General features: G+C 47.9%; 21 protein-coding genes. 5 read left to right on the top strand and 16 right to left on the bottom strand.

The annotated features are described in order from the left end of the window. Nucleotides 1–29: 29 nt before the first annotated feature. The 3 genes from BAQU_RS03365 to BAQU_RS03355 form a co-directional block, all read right to left on the bottom strand. Complete coding sequence (locus BAQU_RS03365) at nucleotides 30–866, bottom strand: MurR/RpiR family transcriptional regulator (protein ID WP_094692764.1); 837 nt, start codon at nucleotides 864–866, stop codon at nucleotides 30–32. Between the two features lie 260 nt (nucleotides 867–1,126). After that, the gene (locus tag BAQU_RS03360) at nucleotides 1,127–2,461 is read right to left on the bottom strand and encodes an MFS transporter (protein ID WP_094692761.1); all 1,335 of its coding nucleotides are present in this window, start codon (nucleotides 2,459–2,461) and stop codon (nucleotides 1,127–1,129) included. A gap of 78 nt (nucleotides 2,462–2,539) precedes the next feature. After that, on the bottom strand, nucleotides 2,540–3,313 hold the full coding sequence (locus BAQU_RS03355) for a glucose 1-dehydrogenase (RefSeq protein ID WP_094692759.1): 774 nt from the start codon (nucleotides 3,311–3,313) through the stop codon (nucleotides 2,540–2,542). A 280-nt stretch (nucleotides 3,314–3,593) separates the two neighbouring features. Here BAQU_RS03355 and BAQU_RS03350 point away from each other — a divergent pair, with 280 nt between their 5' ends. Together BAQU_RS03350 and BAQU_RS03340 are read left to right on the top strand one after the other, a co-directional pair. After that, entirely contained in the window at nucleotides 3,594–4,628 is a 1,035-nt protein-coding gene (locus tag BAQU_RS03350; protein ID WP_094692757.1) for a LacI family DNA-binding transcriptional regulator, read from the top strand. Nucleotides 4,629–4,803: 175 nt separating this feature from the next. After that, nucleotides 4,804–5,631: a DeoR/GlpR family DNA-binding transcription regulator gene (locus BAQU_RS03340; protein WP_211277103.1), complete on the top strand. Its 828-nt coding sequence runs from the start codon at nucleotides 4,804–4,806 to the stop codon at nucleotides 5,629–5,631. Between the two features lie 77 nt (nucleotides 5,632–5,708). On the opposite strand, the gene BAQU_RS03335 is transcribed toward BAQU_RS03340, so the two are convergent. From BAQU_RS03335 to BAQU_RS10670, 10 genes are all read right to left on the bottom strand, one after another. After that, complete coding sequence (locus BAQU_RS03335; RefSeq protein WP_094692753.1) at nucleotides 5,709–6,308, bottom strand: P-loop nucleotide/nucleoside kinase family protein; 600 nt, start codon at nucleotides 6,306–6,308, stop codon at nucleotides 5,709–5,711. Continuing rightward, nucleotides 6,305–7,660: an MFS transporter gene (locus BAQU_RS03330; RefSeq protein ID WP_094692751.1), complete on the bottom strand. Its 1,356-nt coding sequence runs from the start codon at nucleotides 7,658–7,660 to the stop codon at nucleotides 6,305–6,307. Before BAQU_RS03330 ends, BAQU_RS03335 begins: the two co-directional genes overlap by 4 nt. A gap of 141 nt (nucleotides 7,661–7,801) precedes the next feature. Next, nucleotides 7,802–8,476, bottom strand: a complete 675-nt coding sequence (locus tag BAQU_RS03325; protein ID WP_211277102.1) for a bifunctional 4-hydroxy-2-oxoglutarate aldolase/2-dehydro-3-deoxy-phosphogluconate aldolase — start codon at nucleotides 8,474–8,476, stop codon at nucleotides 7,802–7,804. A 1,012-nt stretch (nucleotides 8,477–9,488) separates the two neighbouring features. Further along, nucleotides 9,489–9,866, bottom strand: a complete 378-nt coding sequence (locus tag BAQU_RS03315) for a hypothetical protein (protein ID WP_094692747.1) — start codon at nucleotides 9,864–9,866, stop codon at nucleotides 9,489–9,491. Between the two features lie 914 nt (nucleotides 9,867–10,780). Continuing rightward, the gene (locus BAQU_RS03310) at nucleotides 10,781–11,509 is read right to left on the bottom strand and encodes a GntR family transcriptional regulator (protein WP_094692745.1); all 729 of its coding nucleotides are present in this window, start codon (nucleotides 11,507–11,509) and stop codon (nucleotides 10,781–10,783) included. Between the two features lie 133 nt (nucleotides 11,510–11,642). Beyond that, nucleotides 11,643–13,022, bottom strand: coding sequence for a PTS ascorbate transporter subunit IIC (locus BAQU_RS03305; RefSeq protein ID WP_094692743.1), 1,380 nt, complete (start codon nucleotides 13,020–13,022; stop codon nucleotides 11,643–11,645). After that, entirely contained in the window at nucleotides 13,019–13,324 is a 306-nt protein-coding gene (locus BAQU_RS03300; protein WP_094692741.1) for a PTS sugar transporter subunit IIB, read from the bottom strand. The genes BAQU_RS03305 and BAQU_RS03300 overlap by 4 nt, the downstream gene beginning before the upstream one ends. Next, on the bottom strand, nucleotides 13,321–13,779 hold the full coding sequence (locus BAQU_RS03295) for a PTS sugar transporter subunit IIA (protein WP_244568416.1): 459 nt from the start codon (nucleotides 13,777–13,779) through the stop codon (nucleotides 13,321–13,323). The genes BAQU_RS03300 and BAQU_RS03295 overlap by 4 nt, the downstream gene beginning before the upstream one ends. A 589-nt stretch (nucleotides 13,780–14,368) precedes the next feature. Continuing rightward, nucleotides 14,369–14,572 carry a hypothetical protein gene (locus tag BAQU_RS03285; RefSeq protein WP_094692735.1) on the bottom strand — a complete coding sequence of 68 codons (204 nt, stop codon included), beginning with the start codon at nucleotides 14,570–14,572 and terminating at the stop codon, nucleotides 14,369–14,371. A gap of 205 nt (nucleotides 14,573–14,777) precedes the next feature. Beyond that, a complete protein-coding gene (locus tag BAQU_RS10670; protein WP_275542230.1) occupies nucleotides 14,778–14,912 on the bottom strand; it encodes a hypothetical protein in 135 nt (44 codons plus the stop codon). A gap of 115 nt (nucleotides 14,913–15,027) precedes the next feature. Here BAQU_RS10670 and BAQU_RS03280 point away from each other — a divergent pair, with 115 nt between their 5' ends. Further along, nucleotides 15,028–15,291, top strand: a complete 264-nt coding sequence (locus tag BAQU_RS03280; protein WP_094692733.1) for a hypothetical protein — start codon at nucleotides 15,028–15,030, stop codon at nucleotides 15,289–15,291. A 386-nt stretch (nucleotides 15,292–15,677) separates the two neighbouring features. Further along, the gene (locus BAQU_RS03270) at nucleotides 15,678–17,168 is read left to right on the top strand and encodes a flippase (RefSeq protein WP_158215627.1); all 1,491 of its coding nucleotides are present in this window, start codon (nucleotides 15,678–15,680) and stop codon (nucleotides 17,166–17,168) included. Between the two features lie 103 nt (nucleotides 17,169–17,271). On the opposite strand, the gene BAQU_RS03265 is transcribed toward BAQU_RS03270, so the two are convergent. Together BAQU_RS03265 and BAQU_RS03260 are read right to left on the bottom strand one after the other, a co-directional pair. Beyond that, nucleotides 17,272–18,246, bottom strand: coding sequence for a glycosyltransferase (locus BAQU_RS03265; RefSeq protein ID WP_094692727.1), 975 nt, complete (start codon nucleotides 18,244–18,246; stop codon nucleotides 17,272–17,274). A gap of 132 nt (nucleotides 18,247–18,378) precedes the next feature. Further along, complete coding sequence (locus tag BAQU_RS03260; RefSeq protein WP_094692725.1) at nucleotides 18,379–19,431, bottom strand: glycosyltransferase; 1,053 nt, start codon at nucleotides 19,429–19,431, stop codon at nucleotides 18,379–18,381. Nucleotides 19,432–20,344: 913 nt separating this feature from the next. Here BAQU_RS03260 and BAQU_RS03255 point away from each other — a divergent pair. After that, nucleotides 20,345–21,298 (top strand): capsular polysaccharide synthesis protein, encoded by a 954-nt coding sequence (locus tag BAQU_RS03255; protein WP_094692723.1) that lies wholly within the window; start codon nucleotides 20,345–20,347, stop codon nucleotides 21,296–21,298. 404 nt (nucleotides 21,299–21,702) lie between these two features. Here BAQU_RS03255 and BAQU_RS03250 read toward each other — a convergent pair. After that, a partial coding sequence (locus BAQU_RS03250; protein ID WP_211277101.1) for an IS256 family transposase occupies nucleotides 21,703–22,259 on the bottom strand: 557 nt, incomplete at its 5' end.

Raw genomic sequence — 22,259 nt, 5'->3', positions numbered from 1 at the left:
CTGTGGCTCAACCTCATTCCTAGACATTCCTAATATAAACGCTGAATCGCTTCCTTGGTCTTGATCAGATATTCCTTGGTCTTTTCCAGATCATTCTTGGCGAGGCACATATAGAGAAGGTCGGTGACGATGAGCGATGCATTTCTTGAGGCGATGGCTCCCAGCCGAATCTCACGTTCGGTTGAGGGTATGCGTAAGAGAATGTCGGAGAATCTCGTCAACGGGCTCTTCTCGAATTGCGTAACGGCGACGGTCACAGCGCCCTGCTCCTTCGCATAGCGCATGGCGGCGTTCACCTCATGTGTCTTGCCGCTGTAGCTCACTGCCAGGGCGACATCAGCGGGACCAATATGGGTGGTGGCAGCAAGCTGATCATGGAAGTCCTGATGATAGATGGTCTGGCGATTGATTCTCGAAAGCTTTTCCCATAAGTCCATGCATACGATGCCAGAAGCACTGATTCCGTAAAGATATACCTTCTGGCAATGCTGCATTGCCTCGACCGCCTTGGTCAGGCTATCGATATTCAAGAGGCGATATGACTCTTCCTGCAATCTGGTGTTCAGGGATTTAGATTTTCTGACGACGTCACTGATGGAATCCTCTTCAAGAAGGATGTCGTCAAAATTGGCAATGTCATCAACACTATCGCTGGCAAGATCCACCTTGAAAGCCACGAAGCCACTGTAGCCAAGGCGCTGGGTGAAGCGGACCACCGCCGACGGGGAGACCCCAGCATGGGCTGCAAGTTCCTTGGTGGCGCTCAGTGTGGTCTCTTGCCTATGCTGGAGAATGTAGTCCGCCAGTTTTTTCTCCGTGGCCGTATAGCTCGACATATCCTCTGTAATCTTGTAAATGCAGCTCATCGTTCCTTGATTCCAACACTGTAGACACCGTGTTCCATGGCTGGCGGAGCCCCATCAATGCGAAGCTCCGCCGACTCATGATTGCAGACCCCGATTCTTGTGAATAGTGTATCCCAATCACGAAGTATGGCAAAGAACAGTGGTGCATCGCCGTCGAAGGTTTTTCACATCCCAACCTTCGAAAAGCCATGCACCACTGTTTTGCCCAAAACGCCGCGTGCCTCACGTGCAACGTTGTCTTGGATGAGAGTCCTTGATCATTATCGAGATATTGTCGCGTTGGAATCGTTACGTTCTGGATGCATCTGCTCGATAGGCCCCATAAGAACGAGGATGCCAAAGACACCCAATACCAGAACGACGCCGATAAGAATGAAAGCAGTGGCGAAGGATCCAGTCGCATCGACTGCGGCACCGGTAATGATCGGTGTGATGATTGCCGCTATCATGCCTGAGACATTCATGGTCGAGCTCACCACGCCGACGAGTCCTGTTGGGGCGATGATCGATGGGATCGCCCAAAAGCCTGCAGCCGAAACGCATACTCCGGTCAAGGCGATGGTGAACCAGATTACGGCGATCCATACGGAAGGCGAATAGGCGGCGCCCACCAGGGCGATGCCCATGCTGAGTCCGATGACGATCGTAGTCTTGCGAACCTTTGAAGCATCCAGTCCGCGTTTGATCAGATGATCGACGAACCATCCGCCCACGATGATCTCTGCGATGAATCCAAAGAGCCAGGGAATCGCCGTCATGAAGCCCGACTGCTGAATGTCAAGGTTCAGGGTCTTGACGAAGAAGCTCGGCAGCCAGGTGAGAAACATGAAGGTTGCATAATTGTAGGCGAAGTTGCCAAGCATAAGTCCCCACATCTTGCGTTGACGGAGCACGAACCACAGATTGACCCCAGGTTCCGGCTGCGCATCCTCCTGAGCGCCACCCTGCTCGATGTATTCCAACTCCGCCTTCGAAAGATGTGAGGATTCGCGTGGATTGCGGTAGATGATCCAATACCAGAGGCTGAATATGACGCTCATGATCGCGGTGAAGAAGAACGCCGACTGCCAGCCATAGTGCAGAACGAGGAATGCGCAGACCGGCACACCGATGACATTCGCAAACTTGGTTCCAGAATCGTACAGGGCAGTGGCCAATCCGCGTTCTCTCAGCGGGAACCAATACCCGGCAGCCTTTGAACCGGCAGGCGTATTTGGTGCTTCGACCACACCCAGAAGCACTCGCAGCAGGATGAGTGGTCCCAGACCGCTTACGAATGCGGTGAGGAAGGTCGGTATAGCCCATAATGCAGAGGACACTCTCGAAACCCATTTCACCCCTATCTTGTCGAGAATGAGTCCCGAGGGAATCTGCATGATCATGTAGGTCCAGGTGAATGCTGAAGACACGATGCCGAATTCCGTCGAAGACATGTGGAAGTAGCTCATCATCGAGGGGCCTGCTGTCGAAAGATTGACCCGGTCGAAATAGTTGATGAGCTGCATGCCGAATAGCGTCACGCCAATGGTGTAACGGAAATGTCCGATCTTGTTGTTCTGTCGGATGGCATCAAGATTTTTGGTGAGACTACTCATGACTCTCCTTTGAGTTCATGCGGTGTGTTGTGATTGGAAAAGCGTGGCTGCAGTTCGAAAAATCGTTCCTCTGACGCCTCAGCGCAGCAGATAGCCGCCATCAACGGGAAGGGTCACCCCAGTGACATAGTCTGAAGCGGCAGAGCACAGGAAAACCATTGCTCCCATCAATTCGCTTGGCTCGCCCCAGTGCCCGGCAGGAATATGATCATGAATCTCTACACTTCGAACGGGATCCTCCTGCAGTGCCTTCGTCATGGGAGTGTTGATGTAGCCAGGTGCCAGCGCGTTGACTTGGATGTTATGAGGTGCCAAGGCATCGGCATATGCCTTGGTCAGTCCGATGACCCCATGCTTGCTTGCCGTATAAGGGAAGATGAATTTTCCGGCCCGGTATGACTGCATGGAACCGATGTTGACTATCTTGCCGTGCCCCTGCTCAATCATCACCTTCGCGGTTTCATGGGAGAGACGGTAGAGAGCATTGAGATTGAGGTCAATGACCTTGTTCCAGTCTTCATCGGGGAAGTCGACGAGTTCATGCCTGCGCTGCATGCCCGCATTGTTGATAAGCACATCGATATGTCCGAATTCGTCGAGGGACTGCCGAACAATCGCCTCGGCTGCGGATGTTTCGGTGATGTCGCGCTGGATGAACAGAACCTTCCCGCCATGCGATTCGACTGCCTCGCGGGTCTCATCCCAGCCGTGCTGCGTTGATGATACGACAACGATGTCTGCTCCCACCTTGCTGACTGCTTGGGTATAGAACTGTCCCAAGCCACTTGCGCCGCCGGTGATGACAACCACACGTCCTCGCAGGCTGAAGCTATCGATTGAAAAATCTGCCATACCGCACTTCCTTATCCTGAATCGTCTCTCAAGAGCAGCCTTTGTTCGTGTCCGTTCTTGGGGTAGCTGTGTGCTGCGCTCTCGTCGATGAAGCTCAATAGTAATATCGTTTCCCCTACTAAATAAAAGCAATCACCATTGATTTGGTTTATCGATACACCTAATATATAACTTGAGCATTGGACTGTCAAACGGCGCATAACGCGGCAGTACCATGAGTGTGTGGGAGGCTTCGGTCGACGCTGACTGAAAGACTGTTCCAGAACAGGAGAATGGAAGTATGGGCAGAGCAACGATTTCTGATGTCGCTCGTGAGGCTGGGGTCTCGGTCACCACGGTCTCTCGATACATTAATGGCAACTATCAGAAAATGAGTCCCAGAACCCGAGCGCTTATCGCGGAGTCGGTGAAGCGTCTGGAATACCATCCCAGTGCGTCGGCAAGAAGAATGCGGCAGCAAGAGACGCACGTGATCGGTCTGATCGTCGGGGACATTTCGAATGTCTTCTCCTCGTTGCTGTTCAAAGGCATTTATAGACAACTGCAGCCTGCAGGATACGATGTCATGCTGATGAACGCCGATAATTCCGTGATTCAGGAGCATGATCAGATCAATCGCTTGCTTTCGCAACAGGTGGATGGGTTGATCGTTCAACCAAGCGCCAAGCATTTTGTGGCGTATCAGAGTATAGTCCAGGCAAAGAAGCCACTGGTGATGGTTGATCGTGAACCCGAGGATCTTCCAGAGGACATTTCCATGGTGACTGCAAACAATGAAGTGTCATGCAAACGACTTGGCGATCATCTCGCTCGGCTCGGCTATAGCAACATTGTCGTGTTCAGCAGAATTGGCAGCGAGATTTCCGCCCAGACAAGGCGAATCGAGGGATTCCGAGATTCCGCCGCTCGAAACGACAAGCTGTTCCTCCATGTCGAGCTTAACCAGCACGATAATGCGTGGTTGAAGCAGACCATTGCCACATCTCTGAAACACGTGAAGGGTCCAACGGTGTTCATTTCGCTTATGGGGCCCTTGCTGTTTGACATCCTTGCCTGTCTGAGGGAGTTGCACATCGAATTTCCGCAGGATGTTGGGCTGGTGAGCTTCGACGATTGGCGCTGGTCTCAATACGTTGCCGATGGCATCTATCTGCTCGAGCAGGATCCGCAGGCACTTGGGCGAGCCGCGGCATGCAATCTCATGGAACAGGTCGATGCCGCCAGGCAGGTACCGGCGCTTGGTCCATACCGCGCAAGCAAACGCATTACTCTGGATGTGCGGTCGGTTCCGGCACACTCATTGCGCGATGAGTGATGGCCGGCAGCGATTCTTCTTTCCCGTGTCATCGTTTTCATGTTTACAACCTTGCAACTCTGCAGCCCTGCAACCTTGCAACCAATCCGATAATCAACCAATCCACCAATCATTGCACGTTGGATCAATCTTCGGTGATGAGCGCCACCGCCCGTATTAGCGATACCATTCTGGTATGAAGAACATTATGGGCGAAGATGCGATTGCAAGCGAGGAGAATCAGCTCATACCTGCACAACGGCAACAGATCATCATTGATCTGCTGCACAAGGCCGGTGTGGCAACTATCAAGTCTTTGGTTGAACGTTTTGGTGTGTCGCATATGACCATCCGCAGAGATATCGCAGCTTTGGAGCAAAGCGGAAGAGTGATTTCGACGCCGGGGGGAGTCAAGCTGACCTCTTGGATCAGCCAGGCTCCTCCACGGGGAAGAACTGAGCGCAGTACGTTGGAAATGCCGCGTAAGCGTGCAATCGCCCAACAGGCTGGGGAGCTGATACAAGATAACATGATGTTGATTATCGATGCGGGAACAACCTGTCAGGCTCTCACGCCTTTTCTCGTCCAACGTAGGGGCGTGTGCGTTGTCACTAACGATTTCTATGTTGTGGATTCGCTGTTCACCACTCAGGGAATCAGCGTGATCCACACTGGTGGGGCGGTTGATAGCGATAGTCGTTCCTCGTCTGGCGTCTTGGCGACTAAAGTGCTTGAAGAGATTAATGCGGACTTATATTTCATGAGTTCAGGAGCTTGGAATTTGGACGATGGGGTTACCACGACAAGCACGGACAAGGTGCAGTTCAAGCAGGCGGCCATGCGCAGTGCAACGGCGACATGTCTCATAGCTGACAGTACAAAATATGGAGTTCGAGAATCGTATCGTGTGGCGGCTCTTGACGAACTTGATGAGATCATCACCGATGATGATCTTTCGCAGAGTGCCCAGTCGGATATTGCACAAGGTCAGACTGCGCATATAACTCTTGTGCACGCTGAATAGAGATAAAAGAGGTTGGCATCAGATGAATCATCGATTTCTGATGCCAACCTCGTGGGGCTGTGAATGGTATTCGGACGTTATGAATTGGTTATTGTCTTGATGACCGCATTGACGTCGTTTGTGAAGTCTTCGCGATCGGTATCGTTGTTAATCGTTATGTGCGTCGCTTGCTGCCATGTACAGGTCACTCCGGAAGCCTTGGGCCAGAAGGAGTCCCAATGGTCGAGCTTCCACGAGTCACGTTTCAGTCCTCGTTCGATGAGACGCTGATGCACCTTTTTCCCATCAACGGATATGTGAATGACAACAGCATGTACCTGCTGAGGCCAGTTGTGCTTGCTGGCAATGTTCTTGACATAATTCACATCGTTGAAGAATGCACCGAATGGCGCATCGAAGATGACAGGTATGCCAAGTTTTGCGTTGCATGAACCGACATTGAGCAACGATTCATATTCAATGGGCATCAGCTCATCTCGATAATATGCGTTGCCGTCGCGTTCGGAGGGGTCATATCCGTGTTCTTCAAGGAGAACGCCGGTATACGTGTTGCAAATCGCATCCTTGTCAAGATATGCGCCATGAATGCGCACTGCCAGAGCTCTTGCGAACGATGATTTTCCTGATCCTGCAGGACCTATGACAAAGAAGACAGGGGTCTGCCCAATGGTGTTCATCGTGCGATTCCTCTTTTCTTCGATGCTGGCTCATTCACGAAGATGAGATAGGAGAATGCTCCGACAAGTAACAGAACTCCAGCGACAACAAATGCAAGTGTGAAGTTTTGACCGGTCTGGTCAAGAATGTAACCAGTGACCATAGGCGCGGCAGCAGCACCGACGAAGCCTCCAAAGTTCTGGATTGCACCGAGTGAGGAGACCTGATCCGGTTCGGCGATGTCCGAAGCGAGAGTCCACATGCAGCCGATTGGAATCTGGGATGCAAAGTAGCCGACGCACAACAGGATCATTGTCAAGGTCACATTGTGCATGTATGCAACGGGCAACACGGCGAATGCCGCGAGGAATGCCCCTGCGACAATTGGTACCTTGCGCGAGGTGATGGTCCTGTAACCCATCTTGAGCATCTTTCCTGAAATCCAACCACCGCAGAGAACGCCAACGATCCCGCACAGATACGGCAGCATGGCAAGCCATCCCGATGTCATCAAGTCGAAGCCCTCTGCCTTTTGCAGATATGTCGGCAGCCAGGTGAGGTATACCCACACGGTGTAGAAAATGCCAAAGGCTCCGATAATCATGAAGTATGTCTGAGACTGCTTGAACAGGCTGATCCAGCTTTTCTTGTTTGCACCTGATTGTGAATTCTGCTGCTTGTTCTGCTTCTCAGAAGCGGCCTGCTTCTGCCAGTCCTCACCTTTGATGGCAGCAATTTCCTTCACCGATGGGTTGCGATAGCAGACCATCCAGATAACGGTGACCAAGAGTCCAAGTCCACCGATGATGAGGAACATGCCTCTCCAGCCGATTTTGATGAGCAAGATGGTCAGGAGCGGAGGTGCAATGGCATTGGCTATCTGTGAACCGGTGTTGACGATGGAGACAGGGAGTGCCTTCTCCTTCTCGTCAAACCAGTTATCGCACACTTTCAGACCGGCGGTGAAGAATGGCGATTCTGAGATGCCGAGTGCAACTCTGAACGCATAGAAGAGGCCATAAGTGCTCGCCGTTGCACTGAGTAGCGAGACAACGGACCAGAGCGTTGCTGCCCAGGAATAGATTCGCTTTGGACCAAACTTATCGACAAGATAGCCGGCTGGAAGATTGGCTATTGCGTATGGCCAAGAAAATGCGGCAAGAATCAATCCCATTTGTGTGGAATCCAAGTTGAATTCTTTTGCAATGGTTGTGTTTGCAATGCTGAGGTTACTCCGGTCGAGATAATTCACTACTCCACCGATGACCAGCAAGGCGATGAAGAACCAACGCAACTTTTTGCTGCGTTGCGTGTCCGAATCGTCTTGAGATACTGTCCGATCTGCTGTGATCGCTTGCGCGTGGGCATCCATGAGTACACTCCTTCGTGTTCTGATACCAATATATTGAGTTATGAAACTGATGTTTATAAGAAAAGAGTTGCTAAGCATTCCAATATTTCTGAAAACTTCCTTTGTTTGCAGAAATATTGGAATGCATTGAATGTGTGCTGCCTATGCCTTTTGGGCTTGGCGAGCTTTCGCAACGGCTGAAAGCATTGTTGCCGCTGCCTGTGTGACATGTTCGTAGTTCCCGTCCTTGCGAGCGGCCTTGGTTATGTAGCTTCCAACACCAAGAATCAAAGACCCTGCATTGATCCACTCGGCTGCATTGTCTGCAGTTACACCACCTGAAGGCATGAGCGGAGCCCATGGGAGTGGTGATGACACGGTTTTGATAAACGTTTGATCGGTTACTTCGCTGGGGAATAGTTTGACGATGTCGGCGCCTGCCTCCAGAGTATTGACAACTTCGCTTGGAGTCATTGCACCGCTGATCGAAACCGCCTGATATCGATTCGCAGTGCGAATCATCTCAGGATTGAGATTGGGGCTGACAAGCATTCGTGCGCCGCATGTGATGGACTTGTATGCGGATGCTGGGTCGAGAACGGTTCCCGCACCAATGACCACATTTTCATCTGCGAATTCGGTTGAAAGCGTGTGAATGATGTCGAACGCACCTGGGGTCGAAAGGGTGACCTCAATTGCTTTGACGCCACCGCGGATTGCAGCTTTGCAAACCTTCAGTGCATCCTCGTGATCGTCGAGACGAACAATTACCAAGACGCCTGATGTAATGACGGCGTCCAATGCTGAAATTTTATATTTTCCTAACATGCGACTCATGATATATCGTATTTTCACATATATCAACATGGATTAACACATAATTGGGAAATTACGTGTTAATTATTTGAAAGAAGGGGTTGCATCGAGAAGCTGTGGCTTCGTCTTTCATATCAATTGTCCGCGATTTGCCTATTGTAATGTCATGATATCCTGACGGTTCATAGATGCCGGTAACCAGCCTTCCATCGACATTGACCCTTCAGGAGAGTTGCATGCGCGCAACGTAGGTACCTCCGTTGGAGAGTTTCACATGCCGATACCCCATAGTCGGCCTTTCCCCTTATGACCAAGTTTAGAGCTGCAAATAAAACATACAACAAGGGACTCTTCCGGTTTTGGTGTGTAGGTTTTCCGAATGGCACATATCTTGAGATCTACCTCGTTATCCCAAGCACAGTCAGCTCGTCTCGAGTGTTTCTTTTCGTCGTCATCCCAAGCAGCACTTGGAATCCCACCGTCGTTTCGAGCTGCACTTAGGACCTCACCGTCATCTCGAGCGAAGCGTAGCGGAGTCGAGAGATCTCATGCCATGAGATGCCAACAGCGGAGATCCCTCGACTACGCTCGGGATGACGGTTGGGTGTGATGTTCTGGATGATGGTTGGGTGGGATGCTCGGGATGACGGTCGTCAGCTCGGCAAATCGATTTCGTTCACGTGCTCAGACAGTACCTACCTCGTGCAATTCATGAGTTCTTTGCGAGATGGAACGGCGATTTTGTCTGCTTTTGATTCGCTCCCCATGATTTCCTTCTCGCATAATTGAGAAGTAGAGTGCATCAATATACACAATATAAATCATGCAGTATTGCAGCAGCGTGTAGATCAAGAACGAGACGATGAAATCGGAAATCGATTCAAGGGTGCTGGATTAGTTGTGATCTTTGTGTGCGGGCAGTTTCAAGATATTCCGAAAAGTGGCTTCTGGTGGAAAGCTGATATTGATCTTTCGATGCTTTCGGTACTTTCGATGTCTGAATTAGTGGATGATTCCGCTCGCCATGAAGAGACTAGTTTGTCTCCTGTTCGAAACTCTGGAAAAATGGGTTTCCGAAGAAGCGTGTGCCGAAGGTGTCATTTGAGTCTGCATCATAGGTGAACTCAAGCGTTTTGGATGTCAACCCAGGGATTTCGCATCTGCACGAAATTGTTGCACCATTCGGGAAGGATGCCTCTTGGCGAAGGTCGATATGGAATTCTTGCCGGTTCAGGTCGACATTGATGTCGCGCACGGAGGGTGGATCTGAGAGCGAGAACTCATGCGTTGCGGGTAGTTCGCGGGATCTGCGGATAATGTTTCGTTGCATCCAGGCTGCTTGATCCCATGAGAGCGTGATATGCACGGGAAGTCTGCCATCGTTTCGTAGTGAAAAGTATCGATATCCCATATCTGACCCTTCTTCTTGTGACTTACATCGTCCCTGATGTTCTGACTGGTTCAAGGATCCCAAAAATAAATACACCGAGTCCATAATACAGCGTTTGCGACAATGTGAGCCAATCCCCGTTGCCTCATTGTTAGTGCTGCAAAACGGCTGCTGAGCAGAAATTGAGCATTCGAATGATTCCTTGTGAAGTTGTAATCACTAATATGCGCATAGGTTAGTCGTGGTTCTTTAGTGAACTGATTGAGTCGAGTTTTGAACCCCCAGCCACTTGCTTGCCTTGTGTGTGGGGGAGTTAGGAATGAAACGATTGAACGTGCGCTGGTGGTGTCGGGCGTGATGGATGTAGCAGGAATGCAAGGTATCTCGACGATGATACAGTTTGCTGCTCATCGTTGTAGCACTCCATAAACCGTTGACGCGGCAAATGTCTTCGAAATAGTGCTTTTGGCTTTGATGAATTTGAATGCCATAAAAGATAGAAAGCAAGGCAAAGAATACTCACCCAGTGCCCAGGATTGTCTGGACCGCATCATCAAGACAAAAGCACCGGTGACGAGGCACAGTGGGAAGCTCGGGAATACGGGAGCCCCTTCGTGGTGCGATTTGTTGCGCGTGTGAGTTTGAGAACCCGACTGCTCGACAGTTGGTTCCGGTCCTGTATCGCGTGAATCGGGATGTTACACCGAACCAGGCACCTAGAGAATAAGGTGATCTCGGTATCTGTAATTTGCGAATATTGCGCAGGGAGAAGTCAAAGGTGGACTGCCGTAGAAGCTCAGTAGATTCGCACTTTGGCGAAATCGTAGAGACTTTGGAACTCTGCTCCGGACAATGGGACATGTTCGGATGAAGAATCGGATAAATAGTGATAGGAATTGACGCTGGCAGGGGTACTTGTTCCGATTACTTCAGTCTCATGAGCGGTTGGTGATAATGAATCTGACTTCGCTGTGCTCCGGTGGGTGGAGTGCGGTGCCGAAGGCAATGGTAGAGCCGAAAGTATCGAAAACCGTCGAATCCATTGCCAACACCGAGCTTTCGGAAGGGATGCCGAAGAAGCTTGCGACTGCAGGGTCGGCCTTCTCGATTCTCACCACAACCTCATTGCGTGACAGCTCGATTGCATAGGATTGCTCAATGAATTCATAGAGTGATCCGTGCGAGAAGTCATGCTCAAGAACGGCCGAAAAACGCTGAGCCGGTAGGTAAGTGGCCACATGCTGCTGCAGCTCGTCATTGACATAGCGCAAGCGCTCGAGCTCGATGATGTCGGCATCGTCATGAAGATCGAGTTTGGCAGCGATCAGCGCGTCATTGATAAGATGGTTTTGCAAGACCTTCGTGTATACCTTGCGCCCCAGATCGGACTGTTGACGAAAAAAACCGCGGATGTGTTCGCTGAGTACCTCTCCAGTGGATGGGTCATCCCTGGTTTTGAATGTTCCGCTGCCTTGCTTTCGCACCAGTGCGCCATCACGAATCAGGTCATCAACCGCACGGCGGATGGTAATGCGGCTGACGTTGTACTGTGTGCATAGCTCAGCCTCGGTGGGCAGTTGTTCGCCTGCCTGCATGCTCGTCAAACGCTGACGAAGATGATCCCTGACGGTGATGTATTTTGGAATGCCGATATTCGAGTCCATCGGTCACTCCTTTCGGTTGAAGGATTTGGTGGCCATACTCTTGTCCGCATGTGCTTGCTGCTACACGGATATGGTGCAGGCCACCCTCGACCGCGATTGCATCAATGTCGGTGCGAGAGTGGCCTGGGGGTATTTACTTCGTTGCTTGTGCGCTCGCGGTCTTGCGGCGTCCGAGGAGGAAGGAAACCACATAGACCAAAATCACGGATATCACCAATCCTGCGATGATGGCAATCTGCCCACCGGCTCGGTTGAGGTACCCAAGGAATACGCCGGCAACGCCGAAATCAGCGTCGGAATACGTGGCGTTTGCGTGTCCGACGCTGCCGAGAACGGGCAACAGTAGTAGCGGCAGGAAGGTGATGGCGAGACCGTTGACAAACGATCCCAGTATTGCTCCGCGTCGTCCGCCGGCTCCATTGCCAATCACTCCTGTAGCGCCGCCTGTCATGAAGTGAGCGACAATGCCAGGAATGATTATCGTTGTGCCAGCTACAGCCATTATGGTCATCCCAACAATGCCTCCGACAAAGCTTGAGAGGAATCCGATCATCACTGCGTTTGGAGCGAAGGTAAAGGTGACTGGAACATCAAGAGCAGGTTTGGCATCCTTGACCAGATGCTCACTGATGCCCTTGAAAGCTGGAATAATCTCGCCCAAAACCACTCGCACCCCAGCGAGAATGATGAACACACCCGCGGAGAAGGTTGCTGCTTGAATCACTGAGAACACTAGGAAATTCTCTCCGCTGCTGAGCTTGGACTCAATGTATGTCGGTCCGGCAAAGAGCGCCACGATCACATAGATGATGCCCATCGACAGTGCGACGATCACAGTGGTGTCCCGCAGGAATCCGAGACCGGAGGGGAAGTGAATGTCCTCCGTGGATTTCGAAGGGTGTTTCTTGCTGCGGGTCAATCGAGCCACCAGACCGCCCAGTGCGATGCCTGCTCCTCCGGTATGTCCTAGTGCGACATCATCTGTGCCGGTGACGTCTTTCATGAAGGGTTGCACGATTGCTGGGGATAGCGTCACAATCAGACCCTGAGCTATGGATCCCCAGAGCAGCACTCCCCATGTGGGGAAGCCCGCGGCAACGAATATTACAGTGATCATGGTTGCCATGTAGAAGGCCACATGCCCTGAGAGATAGACGTATTTGAATCGGGTTGTCGCCGATAGCAGGATGTTGATCACCATGCCGAGGAAGAAGATCAACGCGGCGACAGAGCCGTATTGCACCAGTACCGTTCCCACGATGGCCTCGTTATTCGGCACCACGCCCTGGACATGGAAAGCCTCCTGGAACATGTCTCCGAATGGGGTGAGTGCCCCGCTGACCACTCCGGCACCTGCTGCCAGCACCAGAAAGCCGACGAAGGTTCGAATGGTTCCCTTCATGATGTCAGTGAGGGGTTTGCGCTGCACGCTCAGACCGATCAGGGATATCAGGGCGACGATTACCGCAGGTTGACGAAATATGTCGAGTAGAACCTTGAGTACGCCGTTCATTGCTTCTGCTCCTTTTCTGGCACGGTGATTCCGTGACGTTCAAGTGCGGATGAGACTTTTTGGGTTATTTCCTTCATATCGATGAGGCTGTCGAGAACGATGACGTCGCCAAGGCCTGATGCAGCCTCTGCAATGTCTCGTCCGACCACGATCACATCCGCATCACCCTGTGAAACCGAGCCCAGATCGCTGTGATCGGTTTCGATGCCCTGAACGCCAAGTTCCCTCAGAGCTTTCTCTACATTGAGCTGCGTGATGAAACTGGAGCCCAGGCCTGTGCTGCAAACAGCTAGAAATTTCATGAGTTATCTTCTTCCCCGGTGAAAACACACCGTAATTCTTCTTCATTGCTGACTGATTCGAGTTGCTGACGCCACCTTGCGTCGCTCAGCAGGGATGCGAGTTCCTTCATCAATTCCAGATGACGTTCATTGCTTTCTGCCGCGAGGCAGAACAGTGTGGTAATCCGATGCTCAGGCGAATCCGCCAGCAGAAAGGGCTGTGACACGTGCAGTACAGCAAGTGAGGTTTTTACCACTCCCATTTCTGGGCGAGCGTGAGCCAATGCAATGCCGTATCCAAGGTCAATATAGGTGCCGCCTGGCGAGGATATGGATTTCTTAATCGCGTCGACATACTGCGGTCTGATGGTTTCACGCGACAACAGCGGTTGCGTGACAAGGTCAACCGCTTCTTCCCACCCGGTCACGCTTCGCGAATACAGCATCGTACCGTTTGTGAAAAACTGATTAAGCACCGTAGCTCCTTTGCAACTCGCGGATGACATCTGAATTACTCAACTCGGAGTCCTCTGCCATCGATGTGTTCTTGCTTCCCCTTCGTTGGTGAAACAAGTGGATCAGTAACAATGAAACGTTTGGGCTGATCCGTAAAATAATTATAACATCATAATGTCATGATGAATTTCCATTTTCCCAAACATGTCTATCTTGCGCAACGCATTACCGTGGCTTCTTGTGTTGCTTGCTATGAGGGTGGAATCATGTCAGGTGTTGTCAGCGGAGGTTTGGCATATCAATTCGAATGCATGGTTAAGTCAGAACGGACAATAGGATTGGGCTCGCGCATCGGTTTCGTCAAGCGATCGCATCGATTCTATGTGGTGTGAACTTGCAGGGGCTATCGCAAGTAGCGGTGTCGTGATCGAGACCGAATACCGATCGGATAATCAAGACCTCGCGATGGCCGCCGCCAGCCATGAAACCCAATAGGGAGACAGTCCAGTGCAAATCAGTCCATATCATTACGGAGAATATGGATTTGTGCTGGGGAATTCGTGAAGCTGAGCGTGGTGGGGGAGTCCCTCGGCCACGAATGTGGATCTCCTACGATGTCACCTGCTCGAATTCCTGGAAGTACAGTGTGCCGCGGTAGCGTGCCGTGAAAGTCTCATTGGAAGATTCGTCATAGGTGAAGTTCAGTGCATGAGGTTTCAGAATGGGAATCGTGCAGACACAGGTGATGGTTCCTCCATTGGGGAATGGGGACTCGTTCCTAAGGTCAACATGGAATGTTTCATCGCTGAGCATGCGCCGAATATCTCGTATTTTTGGCAGGTCGGATCCTATGTGCTTGATTGCTTCGCCTGGTTTATAGCGCTGCTCCCTGGCGCTTCGCAGCCATGGCTCCTACCAATGAGAAATCCTCGTGGGCAATCAGGAAATCTGGTTCCCTGCAGCGGTTACGAGGGGGCGGTAGACAAGTGGGCTGAAGAGTAGATGGTGCTTGACTGCGTCACTTCGCAGCCGTCACGTTGATCTGACATCCATCAGCCACGAACAAAGCTATGCCGAGAACTTGGTGGAGCTGAATCTGAGTCGGAATTACGATGTGAGGATTCTGCAGACCCTCTTCTCCACTGGTTTCCATCAACCGAACATTATGTTCGAGAGACTCAAGCAAATTGTCAAAGAAGCGCGAAAAACCGAATCCAAAGAGTCGATCACACAGACGCTTGCGCTTTCCCTCATTGCCATCATGAATTATGACTACATTCCCTCCGCTGTGCGTTCGGAAAGAAGCGGCTTATGATGACGCAATCAAAGGGTTCTACGATCAGCTTTGGCTGCAACACGACGAATATGCAGAATCAGGCTTTTTCGATGGCGAGATCGAAAATGTGTTCGGTTATGTTGCCGTGAAAGACGGCAAGGATGTGGGATATCTGTATCTCGCGTCTCAGCACGAGACCCTGCGGTTATGCATTGCTCGCAGACCAGAGACCGGCATCATACGCTCATGGTATTGAGAGGGGGAGTATCACAAGTTGAGCGATGACCAGCGACGCAACGCCAAGCCAACGATTGATGCATGGACTCAACAAGGAATCCTCAGCCACATCGCACAAAGCCTCTATAACCCACGAACCCCCATCGGACTATGGCGAAACAATGTCAAGGTTGCTCGTGCTGTCAAAGCTCATCGGCAAAAAGAGGCTGTATCAAGCGTGGGATTATCTGCGGGATGCACGAGGGAAAGCCACGCATTTTCGGTAGGGGAGTGTGGAGGAGTGGGAATATATATGTTAAAACATACGCTGAATACTGAATTATACGTAGTGATTCCTCAGATTATTTGTAAACTCAACAGTAAGTGTATGCATCGAGGGTATGACAATCGAGTATGCTAAGACGAGTGAATGAAGAGAAGCCCTTGGAGCACAAGCCTAAGATAAGGTCTGTTAAGTTCAACGTGTTGATGAACATGATTTTGACCTCGTCGTCATTCATTTTTCCATTGGTGACTGTTCCCTATGCTTCAAGAGTTTTAGGCACTCGCGGAACTGGTGCAGTGGCTTTTGCGCAGAGTCTGATTGGCTACTTTTCTTTATTTGCGGTCATGGGCATCACCGTTTATGGAGTGCGTGAGTGCGCAAGGGTGCGTGATGATTATAAGCAACTCAGCAAGACGGTTCAAGAATTACTGGTCATTTTGCTATGTACGACGACCATTGTCTATCTTGTTTTTATTCTCGCGATATTCTTCGTTCCTAAAATGCGCGAAGAAACAAGTTTGATGCTCATATTCAGTTCCGGCATTTGGCTGTCATCTTTCGGCATTGACTGGTTCTATCAAGCGATAGAACAGTATGGCTATATAACGGTGAGAAACATTGCATTCAAAATTGTTTCACTCATCGCAATGTTTCTGTTGGTGAGGAATGCATCAGACTATGTGATGTACGGATTGGTTACGGTTATCGCTGGATACGGTTCAAACGTCGTGAACATGCTGAGGCTGCGTAAGCTCATTTCCTTCAAAAAAGAAGGAAAATGGGATCTCAGAAGGCATTTTAAACCAATACTGTCCTTTGCTATTTCAAGTGTGTCATCAGGTATATACAGTCAAATTGACATAGTCATGCTTGGTTTTTTGAGTACAACATCGGTAGTTGGTATATATCAACTGGCTTTTAAGATCAAAGGTGTACTTAATGCTGCTATAGGTTCTGTCGGAAGTGTTATGCTTCCTAGGCTCTCCTTTTTCTCTGGAAAGAGTAATGCTGAAAAATTCAACCGATTGATGGTGAAATACATAAATTTTGTTATGCTTATCAGCCTTCCATTCATTTCTATCTGTTTGCTATCTGGCAATGACATTGTCACAGTTTTAGGAGGAAATGAATTTCGAGGCTCAGCAATCCCACTTTATTTTCTTTCTCCGGTTCTTTTTTTAGTTCCCATCAATATCCTTTTGAGTCAAGATCTGACAGCGACAAATAAAGAGAAGACATTTGCAGTAGTGACATTTTCGACATTAATTTTGTCAATCATAATCTGTTATTTCTTTATACCAATCTGGGGAGGAGTGGGAGCTGCCATCAGTATTGTTTTGACTCAATTGTTTGCGTTAATTCTCAATATTTATTTTTTGCGTAAAACAATTTTCCCATTATTTAGGGAAGCGCAACTACAGAAATTAGCTCTTGCTGTGTTATTGTCCACAGCCATAACCTATGCTGCAAATTGTTCGCTTGCGATATTGAATCCATTATTATCAGTTATTCTCTCTTGTGGCATTTTTGCAATCATATACTTAGGAATTCTGATTTTGCTCCGTGAAGCAGTTACAGTTTCAATATTGGGAAAAGTTTTAGTGAAGTTTGGATTGAAAAAAATCGATTAAGCACATCGATTTTGCTGCGTAAGGGTTTGATAACACTGGAGCTACACTCAGCACCACACTGCCTTATCTAGAGTTTAGAGATAAACCGTCATCGGATATTGATTCAGTGTCTATGAACAGCATTATTTAGTTTGACAATTGCAAGTTGCAATATTTGTTTGCAGCAAAGAAGAATATTCTTTGAAAACAATGAAGCGTTATTGGATTTAATGAACTCTCTGAGATTGCTAAGTTCGTCATGAGTCAGACCAGATTTAATTGCAAGTAAGTACCAATAGAAAATCGAAATATGACAATGCCGATAATCAGTTTCATTAATCAAAAAGTCTTGTGCCTTCAAAGCGACAGAGATCCGCGCCTTGCTTCTCTCATAATCAACCTGCTGCATCGATGAACTCTTGCTTTCAGTCACAACATATATGCATGTTTTGTCTGCCATGATGGAATTGGCATTTTTACCTAGTTCTAGTGAAAAGTTCACATCTTCATTAGCAATAATTTCATCGAACTTGATATGAGTATTTTTAATCAGAGATGTTTTCATTAATTTGCACCAAGGGACGGGAAAATCATAGCGAAGACGTAACTCATTCCTAACACTCTTTTTATCTTCGTATTTCTTAACAGCCCATGCATAACGACGGTGGCGTTGTCCAAGCATTCCAGTTGATTCATTGAATGATGTTGATCCAAAAAAAACAACATCAAAGGGTGAACAAAAATATTGAGCAACGCATTTATACCAACCATGTGAAAAGAAATCATCACCATCAGCGAAAAGCAACCATTTTGTTGTTGTCGCATTAATTCCGGTATTGCGAGCTCCACCAGCGTATTTGCCATAATTTGGAATTACTCTATATGTATTATTCAGTGATTTTTTAGCAAACGAAGCTACTGTTTTAGCTAGTTCGCTCTTTTCATATTCTGAATAATTATCATCTACAACAAGCACGTTCGTTTTCACCGCTTCTCGCTCTATTGATACAAAGAGACGCGATAACGTTGAGCTTGTTCCTCTTGCAGGAATAACAATAGTCAAAGGAAAATCGTTCTTAGTATTAGTTGTTTCAAACATTTCCTGCCTATAACCCAAGTTTTCATGAATAATAATATTCAATCTACTGTTCGATTTGGACTAACCAAGTAATGGAATAGATAGATTAGCGAGTATAAGTTGGATTAGCTGCAATAGTGTCAATCTTTATGCCTAATTGTTCTCCTTGGAAATTATCATCTGCATTATTAGCAACAGATGCAACTTCAAGAGTAAAGAGAATACGAGCATTTTTGGTGGCAAACTGCTGACAGGCAAATGCTCCAAAGCTGTTTTATAAGGTTCTTTAGAAATGAGCTTCCTTATTTCTTGATACCTCGTAGAGTAGTTATTCGAATAATCTTTGTGGAAAAAATAACTACGTAAAATAGGATGAAGGCTTTGAACTACACGAGAGCGATATCCCCGCTCCAGAGCATTGTCGAAAGGGAATTTTTTAAGAAATTGTGCTGTCGAGTCATGAACTTTATCGAAATCCTCTATAATTCGTGTATTGAATCTATGGCTTACACTCATCTCTAAATTATTATAGTGATAAAGATACTGGGGAACGTAAACAATTGATTTGGCCAGTTTGAATGCATAAAGATTAAAAACGTTATCTTGCATTCGTCTTAAGTTCCTTTCGAATACAATGTTGTTGTCCTTGAGAAAATTACGCCTATATAACTTTCCCCATGGCACGCCTATTCCGATTTCTGGCGGATTATAGAACTTGTTTTGCCCCAGCATTTCTAAAAGGAGAAGTTGACGATCGTGTTTCGAATTCAAGAATCTTTTAAAGTTATGCGGAACGAATGAATTTTTCACACTTCGGTTTTCATACTCTACAGTGCAGTCACAGAACACGATGTCAGCCATTTTATTGGTGTTTGTAAATGATATTAGCTTTTCTATGTAATCTGGTTCTATCCAATCATCTGAATCGATGAATGTTACCCACTTACCTTTGGATTTTTCTATGCCGATGTTTCTTGCAGTTGACACTCCCTCGTTATTTTTATGAACTACCGAAAATTGAGAATGGTTAGATTGGAAAGCGTCACAAATTGTTTTATTTCCTTCAATTGTAGAACCATCATCTATTACAATGATCTCCATGTTCGTATAAGTTTGTACTGCTAACGCATTGAAACACCTGCTTAACAAGTCATTAGGTATGTTGTACACGGGCACTATCACGCTGACTAATGGCTTGGAAGGCATCTGAGATTCCTCTTATTGTATGTTGTGACTACGATTATGAAACGGATTCGGGTAATTTGACTTTATAACGTGTGTGTGACCTGAAATGAGTTGGCTACGACATATTCAATAATCAATTTTTAGAGTGTGTCGCTAGGGTCATTGACAGTACGCGAAATTCCGTGGCTTACCATCCACTTATGTTTCGATAATATCCTGAATTGCATATATCTTTGCTTGTGAATTTTCTTAAGATTTCTAGAGGTGTAAGAGGCAGATAAGATAGCAGCGAAAACCTAATCAGACAAACTAGAAAGATCCATAATACAAAATCGATTGTTGCATCGAGGCGGAATTCTTGTACATTGATGCCGATTTTTGATGGTGCTGCGAGTATCGTTTTCCCAGAAATCCAAACGCAAGGCTTTAGTATTGAACCTAATGAATTCGCTTGGAACCAGTTCAAATTTTCTGTGAGGTAACGAATCTCATCTCTGAAGGCGTCTCCTTCGATGTGTCAACATCTAAACCTTTATCCCTAGTTGCATGGTTGAACGTCCTTAGGTGTGGTGCATAAAGAAGAAGAATCCACGCGGTTGAGCATACCGATTCCGATACTGGTTCTAATAAGCTAGAAAATCGTATCCATGAATTTCAACGGCTGATTAACTCGATGTTGGGCGAATATGTCCCGGCTTCACGAAATCATCGATACGCAATCGACGAAAAGTCTGTCTGCTAATACACAGATAGTTAGGAATCAAGCTGAGAAAATGACTAATTCTCGCGACCCAGGCAATTACGGGTACTGTGGCCCTCAATAAGCAATTTTTCAGATCTTTGTTTGCTTGTATCGGGTATGTATGTCAGAAATGGGTGTTGGTGACTGAAAGAAATTGGAGACGTGGTAACACATGAGAAGAAGGACTGATGCATGAGATTAACTCAAAAAATCACTAACAAGTTCAAACAGATATTTGAAACATCTTGGTTCGTTTATCAAAAGTATGGTTTGGTATTTGCTCTTCAAAGAGCGATGACCTATTTGCCGTTCGTTAGTGACGTCGCCTATTATTCGAAACTTAGAGACAGACTATTCGAGGAAGTTTGCTGCAAGGTGCCAATACAACAAAGTTCATCGAATCATGCATGCATAAATGACGGTCCAGTGTGGCTCATGTGGTGGCAAGGGATTGACGATACTACTCCGTATCTTGTCAGAAGATGTATTGATAGTATTCAGAGGAACGCTAACAACAGAACCGTTCATATAATCAGTAGGGAAAACTACAAACAATTTATTCAGATACCTCTGCCACTCCTTTCTAAGATTCAATCGGGAACTATATCCATGACCAACTTATCTGATTACATGCGTTTCAAATTGCTTTATGAACATGGAGGCGTTTGGCTAGATGCTAGCGCTTATCTGAGCAATTCTCTTTCTTCAGAAATTATGAAGTATGATTTCTATTCTGCCTCACGTTTGGTGGACCCACCATCCGGTGCATTTTCAAAACATTGGACTTTCTACTTTATTGCCGGTAAAGAGGGAAATCCGCTATTCAAATATGTTATTGACTGCTATGAACAATATTGGAAGACTGAGAATCGATTAATTGATTATTTTATGTGTGAAACTTTTCTCAAAATCGCATACCAGCACTTTGTTCAATTTCGAGAGATGATAAATAATGTACCAATCAATAATGTGAATACATTGGCTCTGCAGAGTTATATGAATTTGAGCTCTAGCCGAATTCCTCCAATTGACAACACATACATTCATAAGTTGACATATAAAAGGCCATATAAGACAAAACTCTTTGACGGCTCCTTGACTGTTTACGGACAATTAATCAATTATGGAACTATCAATATTGAGTAATTTGTCATACAAGCGCTGTGCTTGTATGACTCCTCGCAACGATAGCTAACGATGACTGAGACACAGGGGATACGGAGTACACAGATAATCGTTTAATCATTTATTGACGGATACGATATCATCCTGTAGATATTTGGTAAATACTCATTGTTTTTTACAATTGTCAAGGTAATGAAATATTTTTAAATTTCCGATTTACTCGTGTTCGATACGACTTAGATAACGCCGTTGATCCATGGCTTTGAGCAACCACTGAAGAGTATAAAAGTGCTAAGAACAAAGCAAATAATGGAGAATTGTCAATGATAACGACCGTGAATTGAATAAAAAGTATTATAGAGAATAAAAGAATGGGTAGTGCCCGGGTTCTTGCGCACTTTGGTTTTTGTTTCCTGTGTGCGTTGTCAGTTCGCTTCCTGTATGGTGTCGTGGAGTCGGGACATGTCCAGGTAGCGGCGGGTCGACCACTGGTTGCCGGTGACGTAGCGGATTCTCGCAGTGATGAGCATCAATGCCGATCTACCATCCGGGAAAGCGCCCACCACGCGGGTTCTCCTGCGGATCTCCCGGTTCAACCGTTCGATCATGTTGTTCGTTCGGATGCGCCGGCGATGCTCGACCGGGTAATCCTTGAGCAGGTACGTGGTGGTCTCGTCGATGCCCTCGCGCAGGCACTTGGCGGCCTCCCTGAGTTTCCGCTCCTCCATCTCGGTGGCGACCTGCTCGGCCTTGGCCAACGCCGATTCGCGTGATTCCATCGCGAACACGGCCTTGAGCGCGTCCCCGGCCCATCGGGTGTGACGAGGGGAGACTTTCGAGAGCACGTTGCGCATGAAGTGCACCATGCACCGCTGGTAGCGGGCCTGTGGCAGGAGTTCACTGACGGTGTTCACCAGTCCGGCGCACCGGTCGCCGGTCACCAGGCGCACGCCGGTAAGCCCACGCGAGATGAGCGAGGAGA

This window comes from Bifidobacterium aquikefiri (assembly GCF_002259795.1).
Lineage (GTDB): Bacteria > Actinomycetota > Actinomycetes > Actinomycetales > Bifidobacteriaceae > Bombiscardovia > Bombiscardovia aquikefiri.
Note: the sequence above shows the minus strand (reverse complement) of the source record. Positions and strands in the feature narration are given on the sequence as shown.